This window comes from Stenoxybacter acetivorans DSM 19021 (genome assembly GCF_000745895.1).
Classification (GTDB): Bacteria; Pseudomonadota; Gammaproteobacteria; order Burkholderiales; family Neisseriaceae; genus Stenoxybacter; species Stenoxybacter acetivorans.
Genome location: NZ_JQKE01000061.1, coordinates 1 through 16,370 on the forward strand (window position 1 = coordinate 1; position 16,370 = coordinate 16,370).

Annotated in this window: 19 protein-coding genes; 13 read left to right on the forward strand and 6 right to left on the reverse strand. The window is 41.2% G+C overall.

Annotation, left to right across the window (positions count from 1 at the left end):
- Window positions 1-190, reverse strand: a 190-nt coding sequence (locus tag Q384_RS13790) for a transposase (RefSeq protein ID WP_037587233.1), incomplete at its 3' end; no start/stop codon positions are given.
- Window positions 191-543: 353 nt separating this feature from the next.
- Between Q384_RS13790 and Q384_RS08730 the strand changes: the two genes are divergently transcribed.
- From Q384_RS08730 to ung, 12 genes are all read left to right on the forward strand, one after another.
- Window positions 544-1,464, forward strand: a complete 921-nt coding sequence (locus tag Q384_RS08730; RefSeq protein WP_037587234.1) for an ABC transporter ATP-binding protein — start codon at window positions 544-546, stop codon at window positions 1,462-1,464.
- Window positions 1,461-2,225, forward strand: a complete 765-nt coding sequence (locus Q384_RS08735; RefSeq protein ID WP_037587235.1) for an ABC transporter permease — start codon at window positions 1,461-1,463, stop codon at window positions 2,223-2,225. The genes Q384_RS08730 and Q384_RS08735 overlap by 4 nt, the downstream gene beginning before the upstream one ends.
- A 105-nt stretch (window positions 2,226-2,330) precedes the next feature.
- Window positions 2,331-2,579, forward strand: coding sequence for a BolA family protein (locus Q384_RS08740; protein ID WP_037587236.1), 249 nt, complete (start codon window positions 2,331-2,333; stop codon window positions 2,577-2,579).
- Window positions 2,580-2,697: 118 nt separating this feature from the next.
- The gene (gene murA, locus Q384_RS08745; protein ID WP_037587237.1) at window positions 2,698-3,951 is read left to right on the forward strand and encodes a UDP-N-acetylglucosamine 1-carboxyvinyltransferase; all 1,254 of its coding nucleotides are present in this window, start codon (window positions 2,698-2,700) and stop codon (window positions 3,949-3,951) included.
- Window positions 3,952-3,991: 40 nt separating this feature from the next.
- Window positions 3,992-4,414, forward strand: a complete 423-nt coding sequence (locus Q384_RS08750; RefSeq protein WP_037587238.1) for a protein tyrosine phosphatase family protein — start codon at window positions 3,992-3,994, stop codon at window positions 4,412-4,414.
- Between the two features lie 225 nt (window positions 4,415-4,639).
- Window positions 4,640-5,650, forward strand: a complete 1,011-nt coding sequence (pstS, locus tag Q384_RS08755; protein WP_037587239.1) for a phosphate ABC transporter substrate-binding protein PstS — start codon at window positions 4,640-4,642, stop codon at window positions 5,648-5,650.
- 210 nt (window positions 5,651-5,860) lie between these two features.
- Window positions 5,861-6,292: a hypothetical protein gene (locus Q384_RS08760; RefSeq protein ID WP_156956517.1), complete on the forward strand. Its 432-nt coding sequence runs from the start codon at window positions 5,861-5,863 to the stop codon at window positions 6,290-6,292.
- 448 nt (window positions 6,293-6,740) lie between these two features.
- Window positions 6,741-6,869, forward strand: a complete 129-nt coding sequence (locus Q384_RS14360; protein ID WP_281174535.1) for a hypothetical protein — start codon at window positions 6,741-6,743, stop codon at window positions 6,867-6,869.
- Window positions 6,833-7,447 carry an IS1595 family transposase gene (locus tag Q384_RS08765; protein WP_245608534.1) on the forward strand — a complete coding sequence of 205 codons (615 nt, stop codon included), beginning with the start codon at window positions 6,833-6,835 and terminating at the stop codon, window positions 7,445-7,447. Before Q384_RS14360 ends, Q384_RS08765 begins: the two co-directional genes overlap by 37 nt.
- A gap of 234 nt (window positions 7,448-7,681) precedes the next feature.
- Entirely contained in the window at window positions 7,682-8,389 is a 708-nt protein-coding gene (locus Q384_RS08770; RefSeq protein WP_037587242.1) for a phosphoglycolate phosphatase, read from the forward strand.
- On the forward strand, window positions 8,386-8,880 hold the full coding sequence (gene recX / locus Q384_RS08775; protein WP_037587243.1) for a recombination regulator RecX: 495 nt from the start codon (window positions 8,386-8,388) through the stop codon (window positions 8,878-8,880). Before Q384_RS08770 ends, recX begins: the two co-directional genes overlap by 4 nt.
- Window positions 8,881-8,936: 56 nt before the next feature.
- Window positions 8,937-9,605: a uracil-DNA glycosylase gene (gene ung / locus Q384_RS08780; RefSeq protein ID WP_281174533.1), complete on the forward strand. Its 669-nt coding sequence runs from the start codon at window positions 8,937-8,939 to the stop codon at window positions 9,603-9,605.
- Window positions 9,606-10,070: 465 nt separating this feature from the next.
- Here ung and Q384_RS08790 read toward each other — a convergent pair whose 3' ends face one another.
- From Q384_RS08790 to Q384_RS08805, 4 genes are read right to left on the reverse strand one after another with little or no spacing between them, the layout of a single operon-like run.
- Window positions 10,071-11,666 (reverse strand): SAVED domain-containing protein, encoded by a 1,596-nt coding sequence (locus tag Q384_RS08790; protein WP_037587246.1) that lies wholly within the window; start codon window positions 11,664-11,666, stop codon window positions 10,071-10,073.
- Between the two features lie 23 nt (window positions 11,667-11,689).
- Entirely contained in the window at window positions 11,690-12,160 is a 471-nt protein-coding gene (locus Q384_RS08795) for a Mov34/MPN/PAD-1 family protein (RefSeq protein ID WP_051940791.1), read from the reverse strand.
- Entirely contained in the window at window positions 12,147-13,904 is a 1,758-nt protein-coding gene (locus tag Q384_RS08800) for a ThiF family adenylyltransferase (protein WP_037587248.1), read from the reverse strand. Before Q384_RS08800 ends, Q384_RS08795 begins: the two co-directional genes overlap by 14 nt.
- Window positions 13,901-14,938, reverse strand: coding sequence for a nucleotidyltransferase domain-containing protein (locus Q384_RS08805; RefSeq protein ID WP_037587250.1), 1,038 nt, complete (start codon window positions 14,936-14,938; stop codon window positions 13,901-13,903). The genes Q384_RS08800 and Q384_RS08805 overlap by 4 nt, the downstream gene beginning before the upstream one ends.
- A gap of 562 nt (window positions 14,939-15,500) precedes the next feature.
- Here Q384_RS08805 and Q384_RS08815 point away from each other — a divergent pair.
- On the forward strand, window positions 15,501-15,947 hold the full coding sequence (locus Q384_RS08815; protein WP_051940794.1) for an ISAs1 family transposase: 447 nt from the start codon (window positions 15,501-15,503) through the stop codon (window positions 15,945-15,947).
- On the opposite strand, the gene Q384_RS08820 is transcribed toward Q384_RS08815, so the two are convergent.
- A partial coding sequence (locus tag Q384_RS08820) for a transposase (protein ID WP_156956518.1) occupies window positions 15,930-16,370 on the reverse strand: 441 nt, incomplete at its 5' end. The two genes, Q384_RS08815 and Q384_RS08820, sit on opposite strands and share 18 nt — an antisense overlap.

Below are 16,370 nucleotides of genomic sequence, written 5' to 3' on the forward strand. Positions count from 1 at the left end.
CAATCAATAAGCGTGTCGGTAGAGGCGGTTGTCCACCTTTTTCTGTGGTGTAACATACTTCGATTTTTTCTGCCAATCTACCCCAATTAATTTGATTAGATAATTTCACCAACGGGTGATTCATGTTAATGATTTGAGATAATTGTAATTGGAATAAATCAGGGTGATTGTTGAGTTGTTTCGGCTTCATAACTGCAAGATTTTCTTGATATTTGAACAGATTTATTGCAGTGAATTATAACATAAAATCAGTATTTATTGTATATTTTCAATCACTTGCCATTAATTCAGGAGCGACTAGCTAAACTATTAAATTTTTCAAAACGACTTGCCAGAAAATTTACGGCTAATTGTCTGAAATCTGCTGAATAGGCGATATTTTCTTTTTTGAAAAAATAATAGTACAGCTATAAGTAAGAAGTCTTGTCATTGAAGAAGCAAAAATTTTATGCGGGGCAAGACATCATCTTGACTGCGGGTCATATCGGTTTGAACGGTAATTTGCTAGAATGACTGAGTTTATTAAAAGTCAGCGAATACGGTATGTCCAAACCCGCATTATCAATACAAAATGCCGTTAAAACCTATGCCAATGGATTTACCGCGCTTCGCGGTGTGAGCTTTCAGGTTGAGGAAGGCGAATTTTTTGGCTTGCTCGGTCCGAATGGTGCAGGTAAAACCACGCTTATTTCAGCCAGTGCTGGCTTACTGCGTTTAACTTCGGGAAAAATCACGGTTAATGGTTATGATGTGCGCAATCAGGCGGATCAATCGCGAAAAAGTTTGGGTGTGGTGCCGCAAGAATTGGTATTTGACCCGTTTTTTAATGTGCGCGAGGCATTGCGGTTTCAATCGGGTTATTTTGGTATCAAGCACAATGATGATTGGATTGATGAAATCATCAGCGGCTTGGGTTTGGCGGATAAAGCCAACACCAATACCCGTAATTTATCCGGCGGTATGAAACGGCGTGTCATGGTGGCGCAGGCTTTGGTGCATCGTCCGCCCGTGATTGTGTTGGACGAACCCACTGCCGGTGTTGATGTGGAGCTACGTCAAAACCTGTGGCAGTTTATCCAAAAATTGAATCAGCAAGGACACACCATTATTCTGACCACGCATTATCTGGAAGAAGCGCAAAGTTTGTGCCATCGCATTGCCATGATGAAAAACGGGCAAGTGGTGGCGTTGGATTCCACAACCAATTTATTGCATAAAGAGCAATCGGGCATCCGTTTGGCCCTTTCTTTGGATCAAAGGCTGCCTGAAAGCCTGAATCGCTGCTTGCTGGAGCAAGAAGGTTTTGATTGTGTTTTGAAGCTCAACGATTACAGTGAATTGGCGTTTGTGCTGCAAGCCTTGCAATTTGCAAAAGTAAATATCAAAAGCCTGAATATTTTGGAAACTGATTTGGAAGATGTGTTCTTGAATTTAATGCGTGATGAACAAGGAGCGGCGGCATGAATTTAGTTGGCTGCTATACCTTGTTTAAAAAGGAAATTCTGCGTTTTTGGAAAGTGGGTTTTCAAACATTATCTGCGCCGATACTGACGGCATTGTTGTATCAATTGATTTTTTCGCATGTGATGCGTGCGCACGGCGATGTGTTGCCGGGCGTGAGTTATACCGCATTTTTGATTCCGGGTTTGGCGATGATGTCGATGACGCAAAATGCTTTTGCCAATGCGTCGTCCAGCCTGATTCAGTCGCGAATCACCGGTAATTTGATTTTTATTTTACTGCCGCCTTTGACTTCGGGCGCATTTTTTGCGGCATATGTTGGTGCTGCAATTGTACGCGGCTTGGCGGTGGGTGTGGGTGTCATTGCCGTTACCGCTTGGTTTGGCTTGCCCATGCCGCATTATTTCGGCTGGATAATGGCGTTTGCTTTTTTGGGCTGTGCGGTTATGGGAGCATTTGGTTTGTTGGCGGGTATTGTTGCTGAAAAATTTGACCAGCTGGCAGCGTTTCAAAATTTCCTGATTATGCCGCTGACCTTTTTGTCGGGTGTGTTTTACTCAATTAATTCGCTGCCGCCGTTTTGGCGGACGGTGAGTCATGGCAATCCGGTTTTTTATATGATAGATGGGTTTCGCTATGGTTTTTTCGGCGAAAGTGATGTATCGCCGTGGCTGTCGCTGAGTGTGTGCGGCGCGTTTTGTGTGCTGATTAGCGCGATTGTATATGCGGTATTGCAATCAGGCTGGAAATTACGCAATGGTTGAACCGATGTAGCTGTGTTTGTGCCATTTATTAAAACAAATTATTAAAACAAAAAAAGGTTTCCCTGACTGCTCAGGCTACCTGAATCATTGAAAGTTTATTGGCTTATGTTAAGTGTTGAAGAAGTTAAGGCATTGATTGCTCAAATGTTGCCGTGTGAATATATTGCGGTTGAAGGCGACGGACATCATTTTTTTGCACAAATCGTATCCACTGCGTTTGAGGGCAAAAACCGCTTGGCGCGGCATCGGTTGGTTAAAGACGGGTTGGCGGATAAAATTGCCAGCAATGAATTGCATGCTTTGTCAATCAGTGCCGCGGCAACGCCTGCGGAGTGGGCGGCAAAGCAGCAGTAAGCGGTTTTTTGAGAGTGCAGTTTTGTTTTTTGTGTATTTGTTTTTCAGGTAGCCTTTCTTTTAATAAAGCCGATATAAACAATTAAAATTTAAAAAATCTAAATAAAATTAAATCATTATGGATAAACTTAAAATTACTGCCAACGGTCATCTTAACGGTGAAATCGTTATTTCCGGTGCAAAAAATGCGGCTTTGCCGCTGATGTGTGCTGCGCTTTTAACCAAAGAGCGTTTGCACTTGACCAATGTTCCCATGTTGCGTGATGTCAAAACCACACAGAAATTATTGCAGGGCATGGGTGCACGGGTAATGACCGACAATGTGCATGAATTTGAATTCGATTGCAGCCGCATCAACAATACCTGCGCCCCTTATGAATTGGTGAAAACCATGCGCGCGTCCATTTTGGTATTGGGTCCGACTTTGTCGCATTTCGGTGAAGCGCAAGTGAGCTTGCCCGGTGGCTGTGCGATTGGTTCTCGTCCGGTTGATCAGCACCTCAAAGGCTTGGAAGCCATGGGTGCGGAAATTCTCATCGAACACGGCTATGTTAAAGCCCGTGCCAAACGCTTGAAAGGCGCGCGGATTGTGATGGACATGGTAACGGTTACCGGTACGGAAAACCTGTTGATGGCGGCAACGCTGGCTGACGGGATTACTGTGCTGGAAAATGCGGCAACAGAGCCGGAAGTGACTGATTTGGCGGATTGCTTGGTGAAAATGGGGGCAGATATTCAAGGCATTGGCACTCGCACACTCACCATTCGCGGCGTGGAAAAATTACACGGTTGCAGCCACAGCGTGGTACCGGATCGCATTGAAGCGGGAACGTTTTTGTGCGCTGTTGCGATGGCGGGCGGTAAAGTGGTATTGCGCCGTGCCGCACCAAAAACCATGCAAGTGGTTTTGGATAAATTAACCGAGGCGGGTGCAATTATTGAAGCAGGTGATGATTGGATTGCCATTGATATGCAGAACCGTCCCAAAGCGGTGGATATTCGCACCTTGCCGTATCCTGCGTTTCCCACCGATATGCAGGCGCAGTTTATGGCGATGAATGCGATTGCCGAAGGCAGCAGCAAAATTGTGGAAACCATTTTTGAAAACCGCTTCATGCACGTACCCGAACTCAATCGCATGGGCGCAGACATCAGTGCTGAGGGCAATACCGCAATCGTAAAGGGTGTGGAAAAATTATCAGGCGCAACGGTAATGGCAACCGATTTGCGTGCTTCCGCTTGTTTGGTGCTGGCGGGTTTGGTGGCTCAAGGCGAAACCATTGTTGAACGAATTTATCATTTGGATCGCGGTTACGAAAATATTGAGCAGAAATTGGGCAATGTGGGTGCACGGATTGAACGTATTTCGTAAATCCAAATGATTGTTGTTTATTTAAGAAAGCGTGGTATTTATGGATCAATTGGCGAAATATTTCTTTTGTGCACCGCAAATTTCACTAACAGATATTCAGGCAGCCAAAGCCTTGGATATTGATGCTGTGGTGTGTCAGCGTCCTGATTTTGAAGAGCCAAATCAGCCAACCGGTGAAGAGGTAAAGCAATGGTGTCAAGACGCAGGTATGGCGTTTGTGTTCTTGCCGGTGATACCGGGGCAGATTACGGTTAAAGACGTTAAGCAGTTTGATGAATTGACCCGCGGTTATCAAACTTTGCTGGGTTACTGCCGCACGGGCACGCGTGCTTCGATTTTGTGGGCAGCCAATGAAGTGGCACACGGTAATTTGACTGCTGATGAAGCACAGCAAATCATTGCCGACAGCGGCAGAGACATTGGTGCTGCCATTAATTTACTGAAAAATTTAGAAAAGAAATAAAGGTTGCCTGAAAGCAAAGCAAAGTGTTATTTGGCGCAACCCTGAGTTTTTACGCAAATAAGCAAACGATATTTGTCGGCAGTCTGTTTTTTATGTTTTTTCTTTTTCTAATAATAAAGTAATTGATTGTCATGTAAATATCACTTAATTGTCATGGCTTTGTCATTCTTTCTTTCTACACTGAACTCGTTTTCCTAAATCAGCCGAAGAAAGAAGGTGTTGAAGATGTCAATCAAAAAAATTGCCGCTGCGGCGGCTTTATGTGCGGTTTCAGGCAGCCTGTTGGCAGCCAATATTACAGGGGCAGGTGCATCGTTTCCCCAACCGGTGTATGCACAATGGGCGCAAGCCTATCAAAAAGCCACCGGCAATCAAGTGAATTATCAATCCATTGGTTCGAGCGGCGGCGTGAAACAAATCACTGCCAAAACCGTGGATTTTGGTGCAACCGATGCCCCATTAACACAAGATCAATTGCAAAAAGAAGGACTGATTCAATTTCCGACGGTGGTTGGCGGCGTTGTGCCGATTGTGAATATTGACGGCGTTGCCGCTGGTAAAATGAAATTAAACGGCACTGTATTGGCAGACATCTACTTGGGCAAAATCACCCAATGGGATGATGCGTCAATCGCTGCGCTGAACCCGGGTTTGAAATTACCGTCCGCCAAAATTGTAACCGTTTACCGTGCAGACGGCAGCGGCACTACTTTCAATTTCACTCACTATTTGAGCCAAGTTTCCGCTGAATGGAAAAATAAAGCCGGTGTTGCCAATACCGTTAAATGGCCGACCGCAAACAGCGGTGTTGCCGGCAAAGGCAATGAAGGCGTGGCAAGCTATGTTCGCCGCGTGAACAACAGTATTGGTTATGTGGAATACGCTTACGCCAAACAAAACAGCTTAGCGTACACACAATTGCAAAATAAAGCGGGTAAATTTATTCAGCCGAGCCAAGCCAGTTTCGCCGCTGCTGCGGATACCGATTGGAAAAATGCATCCGGCTATCATTTGATTTTGACCAATCAAGGCGGTGCGAATGCGTGGCCGATTGCGGCGGCTACTTTTATTCTGGTGCACAAAAATCCGGCTGATTCGACACGTTCCCAAGAAGTGTTAAAATTCTTTGAATGGGCATTCACCCAAGGCGATGCCGCTGCATCAAAATTGGACTATGTGCCTTTACCGGCGGCGACCAAAAGCCTGATTCGCCAAACTTGGAGAGAAGTTAAATAAGTGATTTATTCGATTGTTTAACAAAAACCACTCTGTTGAAGAGTGGTTTTTGCTTTACAGCGGCGTATTGTAGTGGGACAACTATTTTTTGCATATGGATACGGCTTTTTATAACCAAAAATTAAGTTTCCATACACCCATATTTTTGATAGATTATGTTAAACTAAATTAATTATTTTATTTCGCTCAAAACACTTATGGATTATAAATATGCCGATTATTTTTCTGGGTATGGTGATATTGCTTGATAACTTGCTTCATTTAAAGAAGATGACTTTTCTATTGCTAAGAGGTGCTGATGTTTTGAGGCTACCGTCTTCGGTGTGGTCATCATTGGCGATGTTGTTTGTCGGCTATCTGCCCAGTGCGATTATTGTGTTTCTGTTTGTCCACTTCACCCATTTGCGGGAACGTTTACCCAGTCCTGTACCGGGTCAAATACTGACATTTCTGGGTTTGGTTTTGATTGTGTTGTTTAATGCCGCATTGATGTTTTCAAGAACCATACAAGGGGGCGGACCGACTTTTGTGATTCAAATGTTTGCGGTGTATTTTATTCCTCCTGCGATTGTCTTAATTTTGATTGGCGTAGTGAAAGCATTGCTTGCAACCGAACCCGCAGACAGAGACGGAGACGAATAGGGTTGAGTGAACGGTCTAGAATATTTGCGACAGTCTCGTCCTGATTGGATTGATTTTGTATTGATACAAACCACAATAGAAACCACAGAATACCAAAAATGAACCAAATTTGTGAATTGTTCACATTCATTGAATGATTTGCAGGGATTTGCTTGGTTGATTTTGTCTTTTCGGTGTTGCCGACAGTATCGCAGTAGCTAATGACGGGTATGAGAATTTAGAACCCATGTTCAATAGTTGCGTCTGCACAACAATGTTTAACACTCGGATATTTTTCAAAGGTCTCTTTGGCAGGTAAAATATCTAATTTTATGCTGTGTTTATTTGACAAAACCACTCTGTTGAAGAGTGGTTTTTGCTTTACAGCGGCGTATTATCAAAATAAAACATACTGAATATAGCCATATCAGATAATATTGATTTTATTGTTGTGAATAAAATGAGGGACATGACAACCAAACAAGGCATTAAAATATCTGAAAAGGAATCATGGCAATGGTTTGCAAGTACCAAAAAAGTTCGTCACTTTCTGATGCAAAAATGCGTCAAATTATCAAGTGTTTTGCGCTTGATTTGACTGCCTCTCAAACTGCAAAATTAACCGGCATCAGCCGTCAGTCAATCAATCGAATATACACAAAGATTAGGTTGCGAATTTTCGTGTATTGTTTGCAAAATACGCCTTTCAACGGGGAATTGGAAGCCGATGAGAGTTACTTTGGCGCCAAACGGGTGCGCGGTAAGCGCGGGCGCGGTGCCGGCGGTAAAACCATTGTTTTCGGCTTACTTAAACGCGATGGCTGCGTTTACACAGAAATTATCCCTGATGTAAAAGCCAAAACTTTACAAGCCATTATCAGAGGACATGCCGATATTAACAGTGTTCTCCATACGGACGGCTGGCCCGGTTACGACGGTTTGGTTGATGTGGGTTTTGAAAAGCATTTTCGTGTCAATCATGGTAATGATGAGTTTTCCGACGGTAAGGGCAATCATGTAAACGGCATTGAGAGCTTTTGGGGTTTTGCTAAACATCGCTTGGCGAAGTTTAAAGGCATTCAAATTCATCTTAAAGAAACTGAGTTTCGTTTTAACCATAGGGAGCAAAATATCTATAAAATCTTGCTTAAATGGTTTAGAACCGAGAAAATTTAGTTGTCTTGTTTTTACCTTGTTTGGTTGTCATGTCCCTAAAATGAAATAATTTGAATTTGTTGCTAAAGGCAAATACTTTGATGCTTGGATGAACGCATCACATCGGGTTTTATCTCTATCAAGGAACAGTGATGGTTTTTTATATGCTGACACGGTATCCGAAAAAGCGCAGCAAGGTTTTAAGAATGAGCCATGATACCGCTATAATTAAGCATTTTTCAGGGAGCTTGAAACATGAAATGGGCAGACATACATGCCATTGCTTTTGATTTGGACGGTACATTAATAGATTCTTTACCCGATTTGATGGCGGCTGCCAACGCAATGCGGCGAGTGTTTGGTTTGGACAGGCTGCCTGAAAGCACAATGGCGCAATTTGTCGGCGACGGCATTGTGCGCATGGTGCATCGGGCATTAAGCGGTGAACAAAACGGTGAAGTGAATGAAGCCGATTGGCAGCGCGGCTTCAGCGTGTTTGTGGATTATTATCATCGGCACATTGCTGACAACAGCCGTGTTTATCCGCAAGTGGAAAGTGCTTTGGTTTTATTCAGGCAGCAAAATCTGCCTTTGGCAGTGATTACCAATAAAAATGAAGTATTGGCGGTGCAGTTATTAAAGGCCCTGCAACTGGCGGATTATTTCAGCCTCATTATCGGCGGTGATACCTTATCTGAAAAAAAACCGTCGGCATTGCCTTTGCTTCATACGGCAGAAGTGTTGGGTGTAAGCATTGAACATTTATTAATGGTGGGCGATTCTGCCAACGATATTTTGGCAGCCAAAGCCGCGGGTGCACTTTGTGCGGGTGTTCGCTGGGGCTATGGTGATATGGCGGTATTGCAGCAGCAAAAAGCCACGCAAGCCGATATGGTGGTTGATGCTTTATCTGAAATTTATGATTGTTTGCGTCCCGCATTGCCCGAAAATCAGCAGTTATGAAACAAAACATCAGTTTGCGCCAACGTGCGTTGAATATTTTGGCTCGCTGTGAAATCAGCCGAGCCGAGCTGGCAAAAAAGCTTATGCCGCATTGCGGCAGTGAGGCTGAATTAAATCAATTATTAGATGAACTGGCTGAGAAGCATTGGCAATCAGACAGCCGATTCACGGAAAGCTATGTTCACAGTAAAAGCCGTCTTCACGGCAATTTGCGCCTGCAATATACGTTGGCGCAAAAAGGAATTGATGAACAGACCATACGCGATTATTTGCCGAGTAAACAGCAGCAAATGATTGCTGCGGCTGCGGTTATTCATAAAAAGTTCAGGCAGCCGCCGAGCAATCTTCAGGAAAAACACAAATACATGCGTTTTTTGGCATATCGTGGTTTTGAAATGGACATTATTCAAGCTGCTCTGCGGCAAGCGTGGCTGCCTGAAACAGATGACGACGTTTGCTTGGCAGAGGAACGGCTGCCTGAAAATGAATGAGCTGCTTTCAGGCAGCCAAAATGATATGGGCATTTTAATAAAACAGATTTTCGGAAATGGATACCATGAATACTTGGCATGAAGCGATTGGTGCAGAAAAACAGCAAGCCTATTTTCAGCATATTTTGAATACCGTGCGCACGGAACGGATAAACGGTACGGTGATTTATCCGCCTGTCGGTGATGTGTTCAATGCTTTTAAAGCCACAGAATTCAAGCAAGTAAAAGCGGTGATTTTGGGGCAAGACCCATATCACGGAGTCAATCAAGCGCATGGTTTATCGTTTTCTGTGCGTCATGGTGTGGCCATTCCGCCGTCTTTGGTGAATATTTACAAGGAACTGGCTGATGATATTGACGGCTTTCAAATACCGAATCACGGTTGTTTGATGCCGTGGGCGGAGCAGGGCGTGTTGTTGCTGAACACCGTATTGACTGTTCGCGCCGGCGCGGCGCATTCTCATGCGGATTTGGGTTGGGAAACGTTTACCGATTGCGTGATTGCCGCGTTGAATGAACACCGTGAACACGTGGTGTTTTTGCTGTGGGGCAGCCACGCCCAGCGCAAAGGCGCGATGATAAACAAGCAGCGTCATTTGGTATTAAGCGCACCGCACCCGTCGCCCTTATCTGCGTACCGCGGTTTTTTCGGCTGCCGTCATTTCTCTCAAACCAATGCCTATTTGCAAGAACACGGTATTGCTCCGATTGATTGGCAGGTGTAGTCAAAATATTAAAAAAATGAATATGGTTACGTTTGTGTTTGGGATACTCGGTAAAAGTCATGCACCGGCAGATGCTGGTGTATGGCTTTAAATATCTCAAGAAGTGGCCTGCTTTTTTTAATCTTCTCCGTTTTCTTTTCAGGCAGCCTGTTGTTTGATAAGGAATATTCTTTTGTGCACGAATGAAACGCAGTCAAACTGCTTTTTTTTTCATCATATGGCAATCCAAAACAATCAAGTTTCGTACGGTAGAAACTGGAACAAGAATTTTTACACTAATGACCAGCATCTAAAGATATTAATTATTTTATTTGTTGAAACACTACATTTAAACATTACGCTTAATCTCACTCTGAAAACATTAATAAGTGAAGCCCTACAGGGGGCTTCTAAAGATAATTAAGCCATTAATTCATAATCATTATAAATTTCTATTCTTGGTTATTTGCAATTGCAATATTAAAGTCAAATAGAGGATATCTGTGTTGATACAGAGTCATTTTGAATAAGTAATGCAGGTTTCATTCCTTCTTCATAAAAATCATATACAAGTATATCAGGATGATGTAAATCATATGCTTGACCTATAAAAATAGAAGCTGCATTCGACGCACAAACCATAAGATGGATCTGTTTTACTCCATATTCATTTTTTAGGTTATGAAAATCTTGTTGTAATCTAGCACAAAAAGCAATTCCATCTTCTGGGTGAGGTATCGCTCCATTTCCCATAAAATTTCCAACGGCAGTGTAGTTAATAATACTGCATCCTTTTGTTCTTTGTAATTCCTGCGCTTTTTCTACAAGTTTAGGTGACAAAGCCGTAAAATTTATACAAATAACAACTTCTTCTTGGATAGGTAGTGATTCAAACCCTTCAACGGAGTAAAAATCGTTAACAGGTGAAGGTTTCGGCCACATCCAACATCCCCCATCTCTATAGCGAAGCATTGGCAAGAATTGTCCTTTGTTACCTAGTAAAGCACCCAATCCGATCAGTGCTGACATAGGGCCAAATGCAAACAATGCTGCTTTGAAATTATGACTACGAGTTTGGTTTAAAATTCGCTGGGCAGAAATATTAATTAAAGAAACTATTTTGTCAACGTCAGAGCTATGTTGACAAAACAAACTCTCCCCGCCTGTCTCAATAATATTGGGTGCACCCAATGATCTCAGACTCATTGATGACAGGGACATTGCAATCTCTTTTAATCCAGGGACAGAAACAACTTGAGTATTTACTGGCCAGAGAAGGATATAGACATCCACAGATTCATAACTCAGGCCATCTAACAAAAGCTCGGATGTACGACAATGTCTTACACGCATCTCGGAAAGACGGGAAGCAGGATAGTCGCAACCAGCAATTTTATCAATTAGTCTATGATGTTTATCACATAACAGAAGTATGTTATCGGATTCGTTTGATAGTTTTTCTGAAAGTATAGGTATCCCACGCTCACCTCTTTCTGAAGAAGCAACATTATGTGCAAGATAACTAAAATTTCCCTGCTCCCCTGATAGGTTATCAGTACCCAAGTGCTGACCACACCCAGTAAACATACATCGACCATGGCTATCTCTCCATACCGTTTCTATAGTAGTTTTGCTAAAGTTTTTCCCTCGTCCTTGTACTTTATCTTTGCTAAGAGATGCCAAGAATTTTTTTATCTCACTAACGGTTGTTCTTATTGTCTGAAACTGACATTTTTTTAGAATCTCTTGTATTAATTCTAAACTGGATAGATTAGAAATATCTAAAACAATTCCTTGCAGAACGGCTAATTTAAGTATTTTTTTATTGTTGCATAAACGTTGTGTTATTGAAATGATATCGTCCAAAGGAAAGTTAAAACGCATTGCAGCAACAACATTATCTTCATTCTTTAGAATAGTAATTCTGTTTTTATTATTATCATCTGTTAAATAAACCACTTCGTTCCATTGAATTTCTTTATCAAGAAATCTAATATGTTCATCTACATTGATCATTATATCAAAGGGTGGTAGGATAGTTTGGTTAAAAATTCCTGTACCAATATCTTTTATTCTATTCATTTCTCATCCTCTTTAATTTAATATCAAAACTCTTGATGTTGTAGATTTTCATTCTCGAAATAATAAAGAGCATTTTTTTCAGTTCCGATAATTATAAAAAATAGTTGCCTTTCTATATTCCTGAGTCTGCACTCCTTCCAATCCTGAACATCAATATTGGAAGCGAGCGGAATTTTTTCTGGGTGCGTATGCCAAGTACCTAAATATATTAGTTCACCACCAGAATTTTTGTGCAAATAATCAACCCTACGCTGATGTTCAGGATCTCTCAATTTAAAACTTGTTCTAGAACATAGATCATCATGTTGGGGTACAGTCACTTCTAATACGCTATAGTTTTCTTCATTGAGATTTTTATTACCTATTAGTACACCAAATACCTCACAATCTTTCGCTTTAACTTGACGATAGCTCCACCATAGCTCATTCACTTTTGGCGAAATTTTGATACTGAAATTAATATTATCAACAACTACCATATCAGAACTTTCCATTACAAATATCACATTCGTTATTGTATAAAGGTAGGATTTCTAATGAACGATTAAATGCGTTATATCTTTCGCTTAATTTAAAACCATTACTAATTGCATCTTCTGAACTACCTTTCCAACTTATTTTACAGGAATTACTCAGCTTATTTAGTAGATACTTTACAGCAAGATTTACAGCGATTAGGGCTGTCTGAGACGATGCAATATAGGTATATGGTAAAAAAGCATCTCCGCATCCAGCATGATTTTTTGTCAAATTCTGATTAGGAGCAAAAAAATTGAGATTAGAGGCGAGACCGCGAGAGTAATCAGAAGCGTCAACATATGCGCATCGTAAACAACCTTTTTTCCCTGGAATATCAAGAACGGCGTGACCGCCAATGCCATATCCTTCCACCCAAGTGTTAATGACTGGAGTCTGTATTCTTTCAGTAAGTAAATAATCATGGAATATTCGCTCCTGTGTAGGAGAACCTATAGCCAAGATAATAAGGTCGTATTGCGATAAAACATTACTATTTCTTAAATCTAATAACTTACTAGAATAGTCATCAATCTCAATCCATGGATATTTACTACTTAAACTATACAATAATGCGGAAGCTTTTGGTGCTGAAACATATAGAGGTGGTAAAATATGCCTATATAAGTTATTCAAAGAAAGAGTATCGGGATCACATAATGTTATATGACCAATACCAGAAGCGGCAAGTTTATCTGCTATATCTCCCCCAACAGAACCGCATCCGACTAGCATTACTTTCTTACCAAGAAGGGATTGTTCAGCTCCACTTCGTGGCATAAGCCGCTCTTTATTAAAAGTTAAAACATCAATTGGCTCTAAATCCCACTTCACTAAATGATTATTCTTAAAAGGTAAGTTTTTACGTCCCTTAACAGAATTTTTCAGCGAAAAGTAGATGCCAAACCAAGTAGTCCCAGAAGGTATTTGAGCATTGAAAACAAGCCAAAACTCACGCGAACGTTGTTGAGAAAATTCTTGTATTAGTTTGGTTTTGGTAGCAAGTGGTAAATTATTCAATAAATTGAGATACCATTCAGAGATGTCGTCCTTTTTACAGGGGGCTGGTGTTGTTACACTGAGTGGTATTACAAAACCGTGTCCCTTTGTCGCTTCTCGATCTTTAATTATCTGATTAATTGGCGAAAAAGTATTTTCAGAAATACATCCCTCTGCATATCCTAAAAAATATGAACCGAATCCCATAGGGTTTTTTGTTCGCGGTTTAAAAACACTCAACTTTTTCGCAGTTCTACTTTCAGATAAACAGAGGAATGAAGGGATCTTAGGGTTAACTATATTCAACCACCCTGCTTCAAATTCTCTTAGTAATTCCGATTTGTTCCATTCACTATCGGATAATGCTTGCTTAAGGAGAGAAACATGTCTCTTAAGTGAATCCTCAAAGGCTAGCTCTGGACATTCATAGTTTACGGATACTGAATCAGGAGTATTGACACAAATACTGGCATAAGGTATTTCTAAAAGCAGAGTTGTATGTGCAAGTCTAGGTAAATTCGATGGGTTGGTTAAAAGAAAGCTAGGCATTTGAGAGAGTTCAGTAACAGTAATGTGCAATAGAGTAACTGCATAATTATTAATCTCTAAGTCAACTGTGAAAAACTCATTTGTGAAAAACTCATTTGCAAATGACGAGGAATTAAGAGCGGACACCTTATATCCGCATTTTTTTAAGTGAATTAATACAGTTGAGTAATTCATGCGCCTTGCGATGTCCCAACTGCCCCAGCAGTAGAAAATACCGTTTTTACGTTTTCAGATGTTTTAGATGCGCACTCTGGAAAATCTTCACCAAATACACTACGTAGCAATTCACATTGTTTAGACTCTTGATCTTCATCAGCAGTTTTATCCAATATTCTTAATAATGCATTGAGTTTGTTGCGCAACTGCGTTCCTGTCGCAATGCTGCTGTTATGGAAAATATCCCTAGAAGGACTTACTGGTAGTATGACTTTTACTTTGTATTTATCTATATCAACCATAGAAAAATAACCTTGATTATTAAGCAGGCGATTAATAGTCGCTCTAAGCGCAGTAAGGTCATCTGGGAATCCTTCATCGTTGATTGAAGGATTAAATGACTCTTTGACCATCACTGCAATTCCTATTGAGTAAACTTTACGACGTACATCTTCTTCGCTAAAAATAAAGTTTCTCCATCGTTTTAGATATCGAACAATACGCCTATATTGGTCATGTTTTTTTTGACCATAAGTCTCATTGTTATCAAAATAATTTACCCAATCTATCAGTTCATGAGGAGCTGCTCGCGCCCATTCTCGATTGTTCTCATCTGCATGTTTCTTACCAACTGCAAGTTCATATTGACCATTTTCGTACTTGCGATAGATAGGTACGTCAATATGAAGATCATCAGCTTTATAATCAGCAGTAACGCAAGGTTTTTTTATCTTAGCATTTTTAAACCCCCTTTTTTCTAGTACTTCCAGAACAGCGAGCTTAGGAGTAATAGGGTTTTCAGGAGCTAGTTCCGCCTCAATGACGATAGCACGGTCAATATCAAAATCTTGACCTTTTTCTCGGATACCCGTGCTTGTAGCCAAAGACCCCTGTATGAAATCCTCAATGATTGGATATCCATCTTCTTTGAAGCGTTTAACAATCTCAGCCGTAATGCTATCGTCTTTCAAGCGGGCAGTGGTGTACTCAATGTCCTTTCTGCCTAGCTTGATAGCATCATGAAAGATCTTAAATTTATTTTGGATACTCATGCTAGCCCCGATTTGGTTGTGAATAGGTTTTATATTTGGGGCAGCTTCGTTTACTTTCAAGCCTTCAAGTCAAAATAATAGGTTATTTTTGATTGACTGATCACAATTTTCGCAAAGTTGAGAAAATGTCAACCTGACATTATTGCGATGAGTTGATGAAAAGTGCGAAATGATGCATTGGAGTAGCCTACTATGCCTCAATTTTGCCACAACTGCAATGCGCAAAAATGCACATTAGTGTTGAATAAAGTAAAATAATTCAACGTTAACTTGTTAATTTAATTAGAAAAATAGTGACAATAATAGGAGTCGAACCTACGACCTTCGCATTACAAATGCGAAGGTCTACCGACTGAGCTATGGCGGCTACTTCTCAAAACTTGTTCAAACTATGTTCGTACTATCTTGACCTCATGCCGCTAACGACCCGAAAGCCTTGCCGTGCTTAGCTTCGAGGCCACGCATCATAATATCTACGTCACGATTACGAATTAAAAAGCAAAGAGCCAATCACTTTTGGTAGCATAAAGTTTAAAAAACACAAATCATAAAGGATAGCCTTGTGGGAAAAGAAACCGTTTCAGGCTTAACCGATCCTCGCCGTCCTTACGGAAATCTTCGGCATAAATTGGAAGATATTGTCATTATTGGATTATTATCAGTTATTTGCATGGGTGAAGATTTTGTTGATATGGAGATGTTTGGGCGGGAACGGGAAGAAACGTTACGAACGGCATTGGCATTGGAGCTGCCTAACGGTATCCCTGACAGCGATACATTCCGCCGCGTTTTTGAATGTTTAGATCCGCAAGGTTTATTTGATGGTCTCAACAAAATGCTTGAATTTGGCTTGATACGAAGCAATGTTATCAACATAGACGGTAAAACCATACGCGGCAGTGGCAATGCGTTTCACAGCCCCTACCATACGGTCAGCGCATGGGTTTCTGAACACCAAATCACCTTGGGTCAGTTGGTTAAGAACCTATGTTCAATAACGTTTAAGTAAAGTATGCAAATGGGAAATGATGAAATCATTTTCTTGATGTTTGCATTTAATCTCGTAATCCTTACTGAGTAACCTTGAATGATTTACCCAAGCAAAGGTTCGTTCAACAACCCAACGTTTAGGTAAAACCAACCATTCAGGCGTGATTCGGGCAGAAATATCAACGCCAATGCCCAATTGGTCAGCGACATTTTCCTCAAAAGTCTTGCGGTAACCCGCGTCAGCACTAAACCGTTTGATGGTTGGGTATTTTTCAAATGCCTTTTTGGCAACCGAAATACCGGATTTTGTGTCGTGAATATTTGCTGCATGAACTTCCGCTGATAACAGATTTCCCATAATATCCACGACAATATGCCGTTTCCTACCCTTTATTTTTTTTACCGCCGTCAATACCGCGTTCCTCGGCGGCAGACGTTGTTT

Excerpts from the sequence above, each read along its gene's own strand:
- Q384_RS08730 (WP_037587234.1), top strand. The coding sequence starts at position 544 with ATGTCCAAACCCGCATTATCAATACAAAATGCCGTTAAAACCTATGCC.
- Q384_RS08735 (WP_037587235.1), top strand. The coding sequence starts at position 1,461 with ATGAATTTAGTTGGCTGCTATACCTTGTTTAAAAAGGAAATTCTGCGT.
- Q384_RS08740 (WP_037587236.1), top strand. The coding sequence starts at position 2,331 with ATGTTAAGTGTTGAAGAAGTTAAGGCATTGATTGCTCAAATGTTGCCG.
- murA (WP_037587237.1), top strand. The coding sequence starts at position 2,698 with ATGGATAAACTTAAAATTACTGCCAACGGTCATCTTAACGGTGAAATC.
- Q384_RS08750 (WP_037587238.1), top strand. The coding sequence starts at position 3,992 with ATGGATCAATTGGCGAAATATTTCTTTTGTGCACCGCAAATTTCACTA.
- pstS (WP_037587239.1), top strand. The coding sequence starts at position 4,640 with ATGTCAATCAAAAAAATTGCCGCTGCGGCGGCTTTATGTGCGGTTTCA.
- Q384_RS08760 (WP_156956517.1), top strand. The coding sequence starts at position 5,861 with ATGCCGATTATTTTTCTGGGTATGGTGATATTGCTTGATAACTTGCTT.
- Q384_RS14360 (WP_281174535.1), top strand. The coding sequence starts at position 6,741 with ATGACAACCAAACAAGGCATTAAAATATCTGAAAAGGAATCATGGCAA.
- Q384_RS08765 (WP_245608534.1), top strand. The coding sequence starts at position 6,833 with ATGCGTCAAATTATCAAGTGTTTTGCGCTTGATTTGACTGCCTCTCAA.
- Q384_RS08770 (WP_037587242.1), top strand. The coding sequence starts at position 7,682 with ATGAAATGGGCAGACATACATGCCATTGCTTTTGATTTGGACGGTACA.
- recX (WP_037587243.1), top strand. The coding sequence starts at position 8,386 with ATGAAACAAAACATCAGTTTGCGCCAACGTGCGTTGAATATTTTGGCT.
- ung (WP_281174533.1), top strand. The coding sequence starts at position 8,937 with ATGGATACCATGAATACTTGGCATGAAGCGATTGGTGCAGAAAAACAG.
- Q384_RS08790 (WP_037587246.1), bottom strand. The coding sequence starts at position 11,666 with ATGAATAGAATAAAAGATATTGGTACAGGAATTTTTAACCAAACTATC.
- Q384_RS08795 (WP_051940791.1), bottom strand. The coding sequence starts at position 12,160 with ATGGAAAGTTCTGATATGGTAGTTGTTGATAATATTAATTTCAGTATC.
- Q384_RS08800 (WP_037587248.1), bottom strand. The coding sequence starts at position 13,904 with ATGAATTACTCAACTGTATTAATTCACTTAAAAAAATGCGGATATAAG.
- Q384_RS08805 (WP_037587250.1), bottom strand. The coding sequence starts at position 14,938 with ATGAGTATCCAAAATAAATTTAAGATCTTTCATGATGCTATCAAGCTA.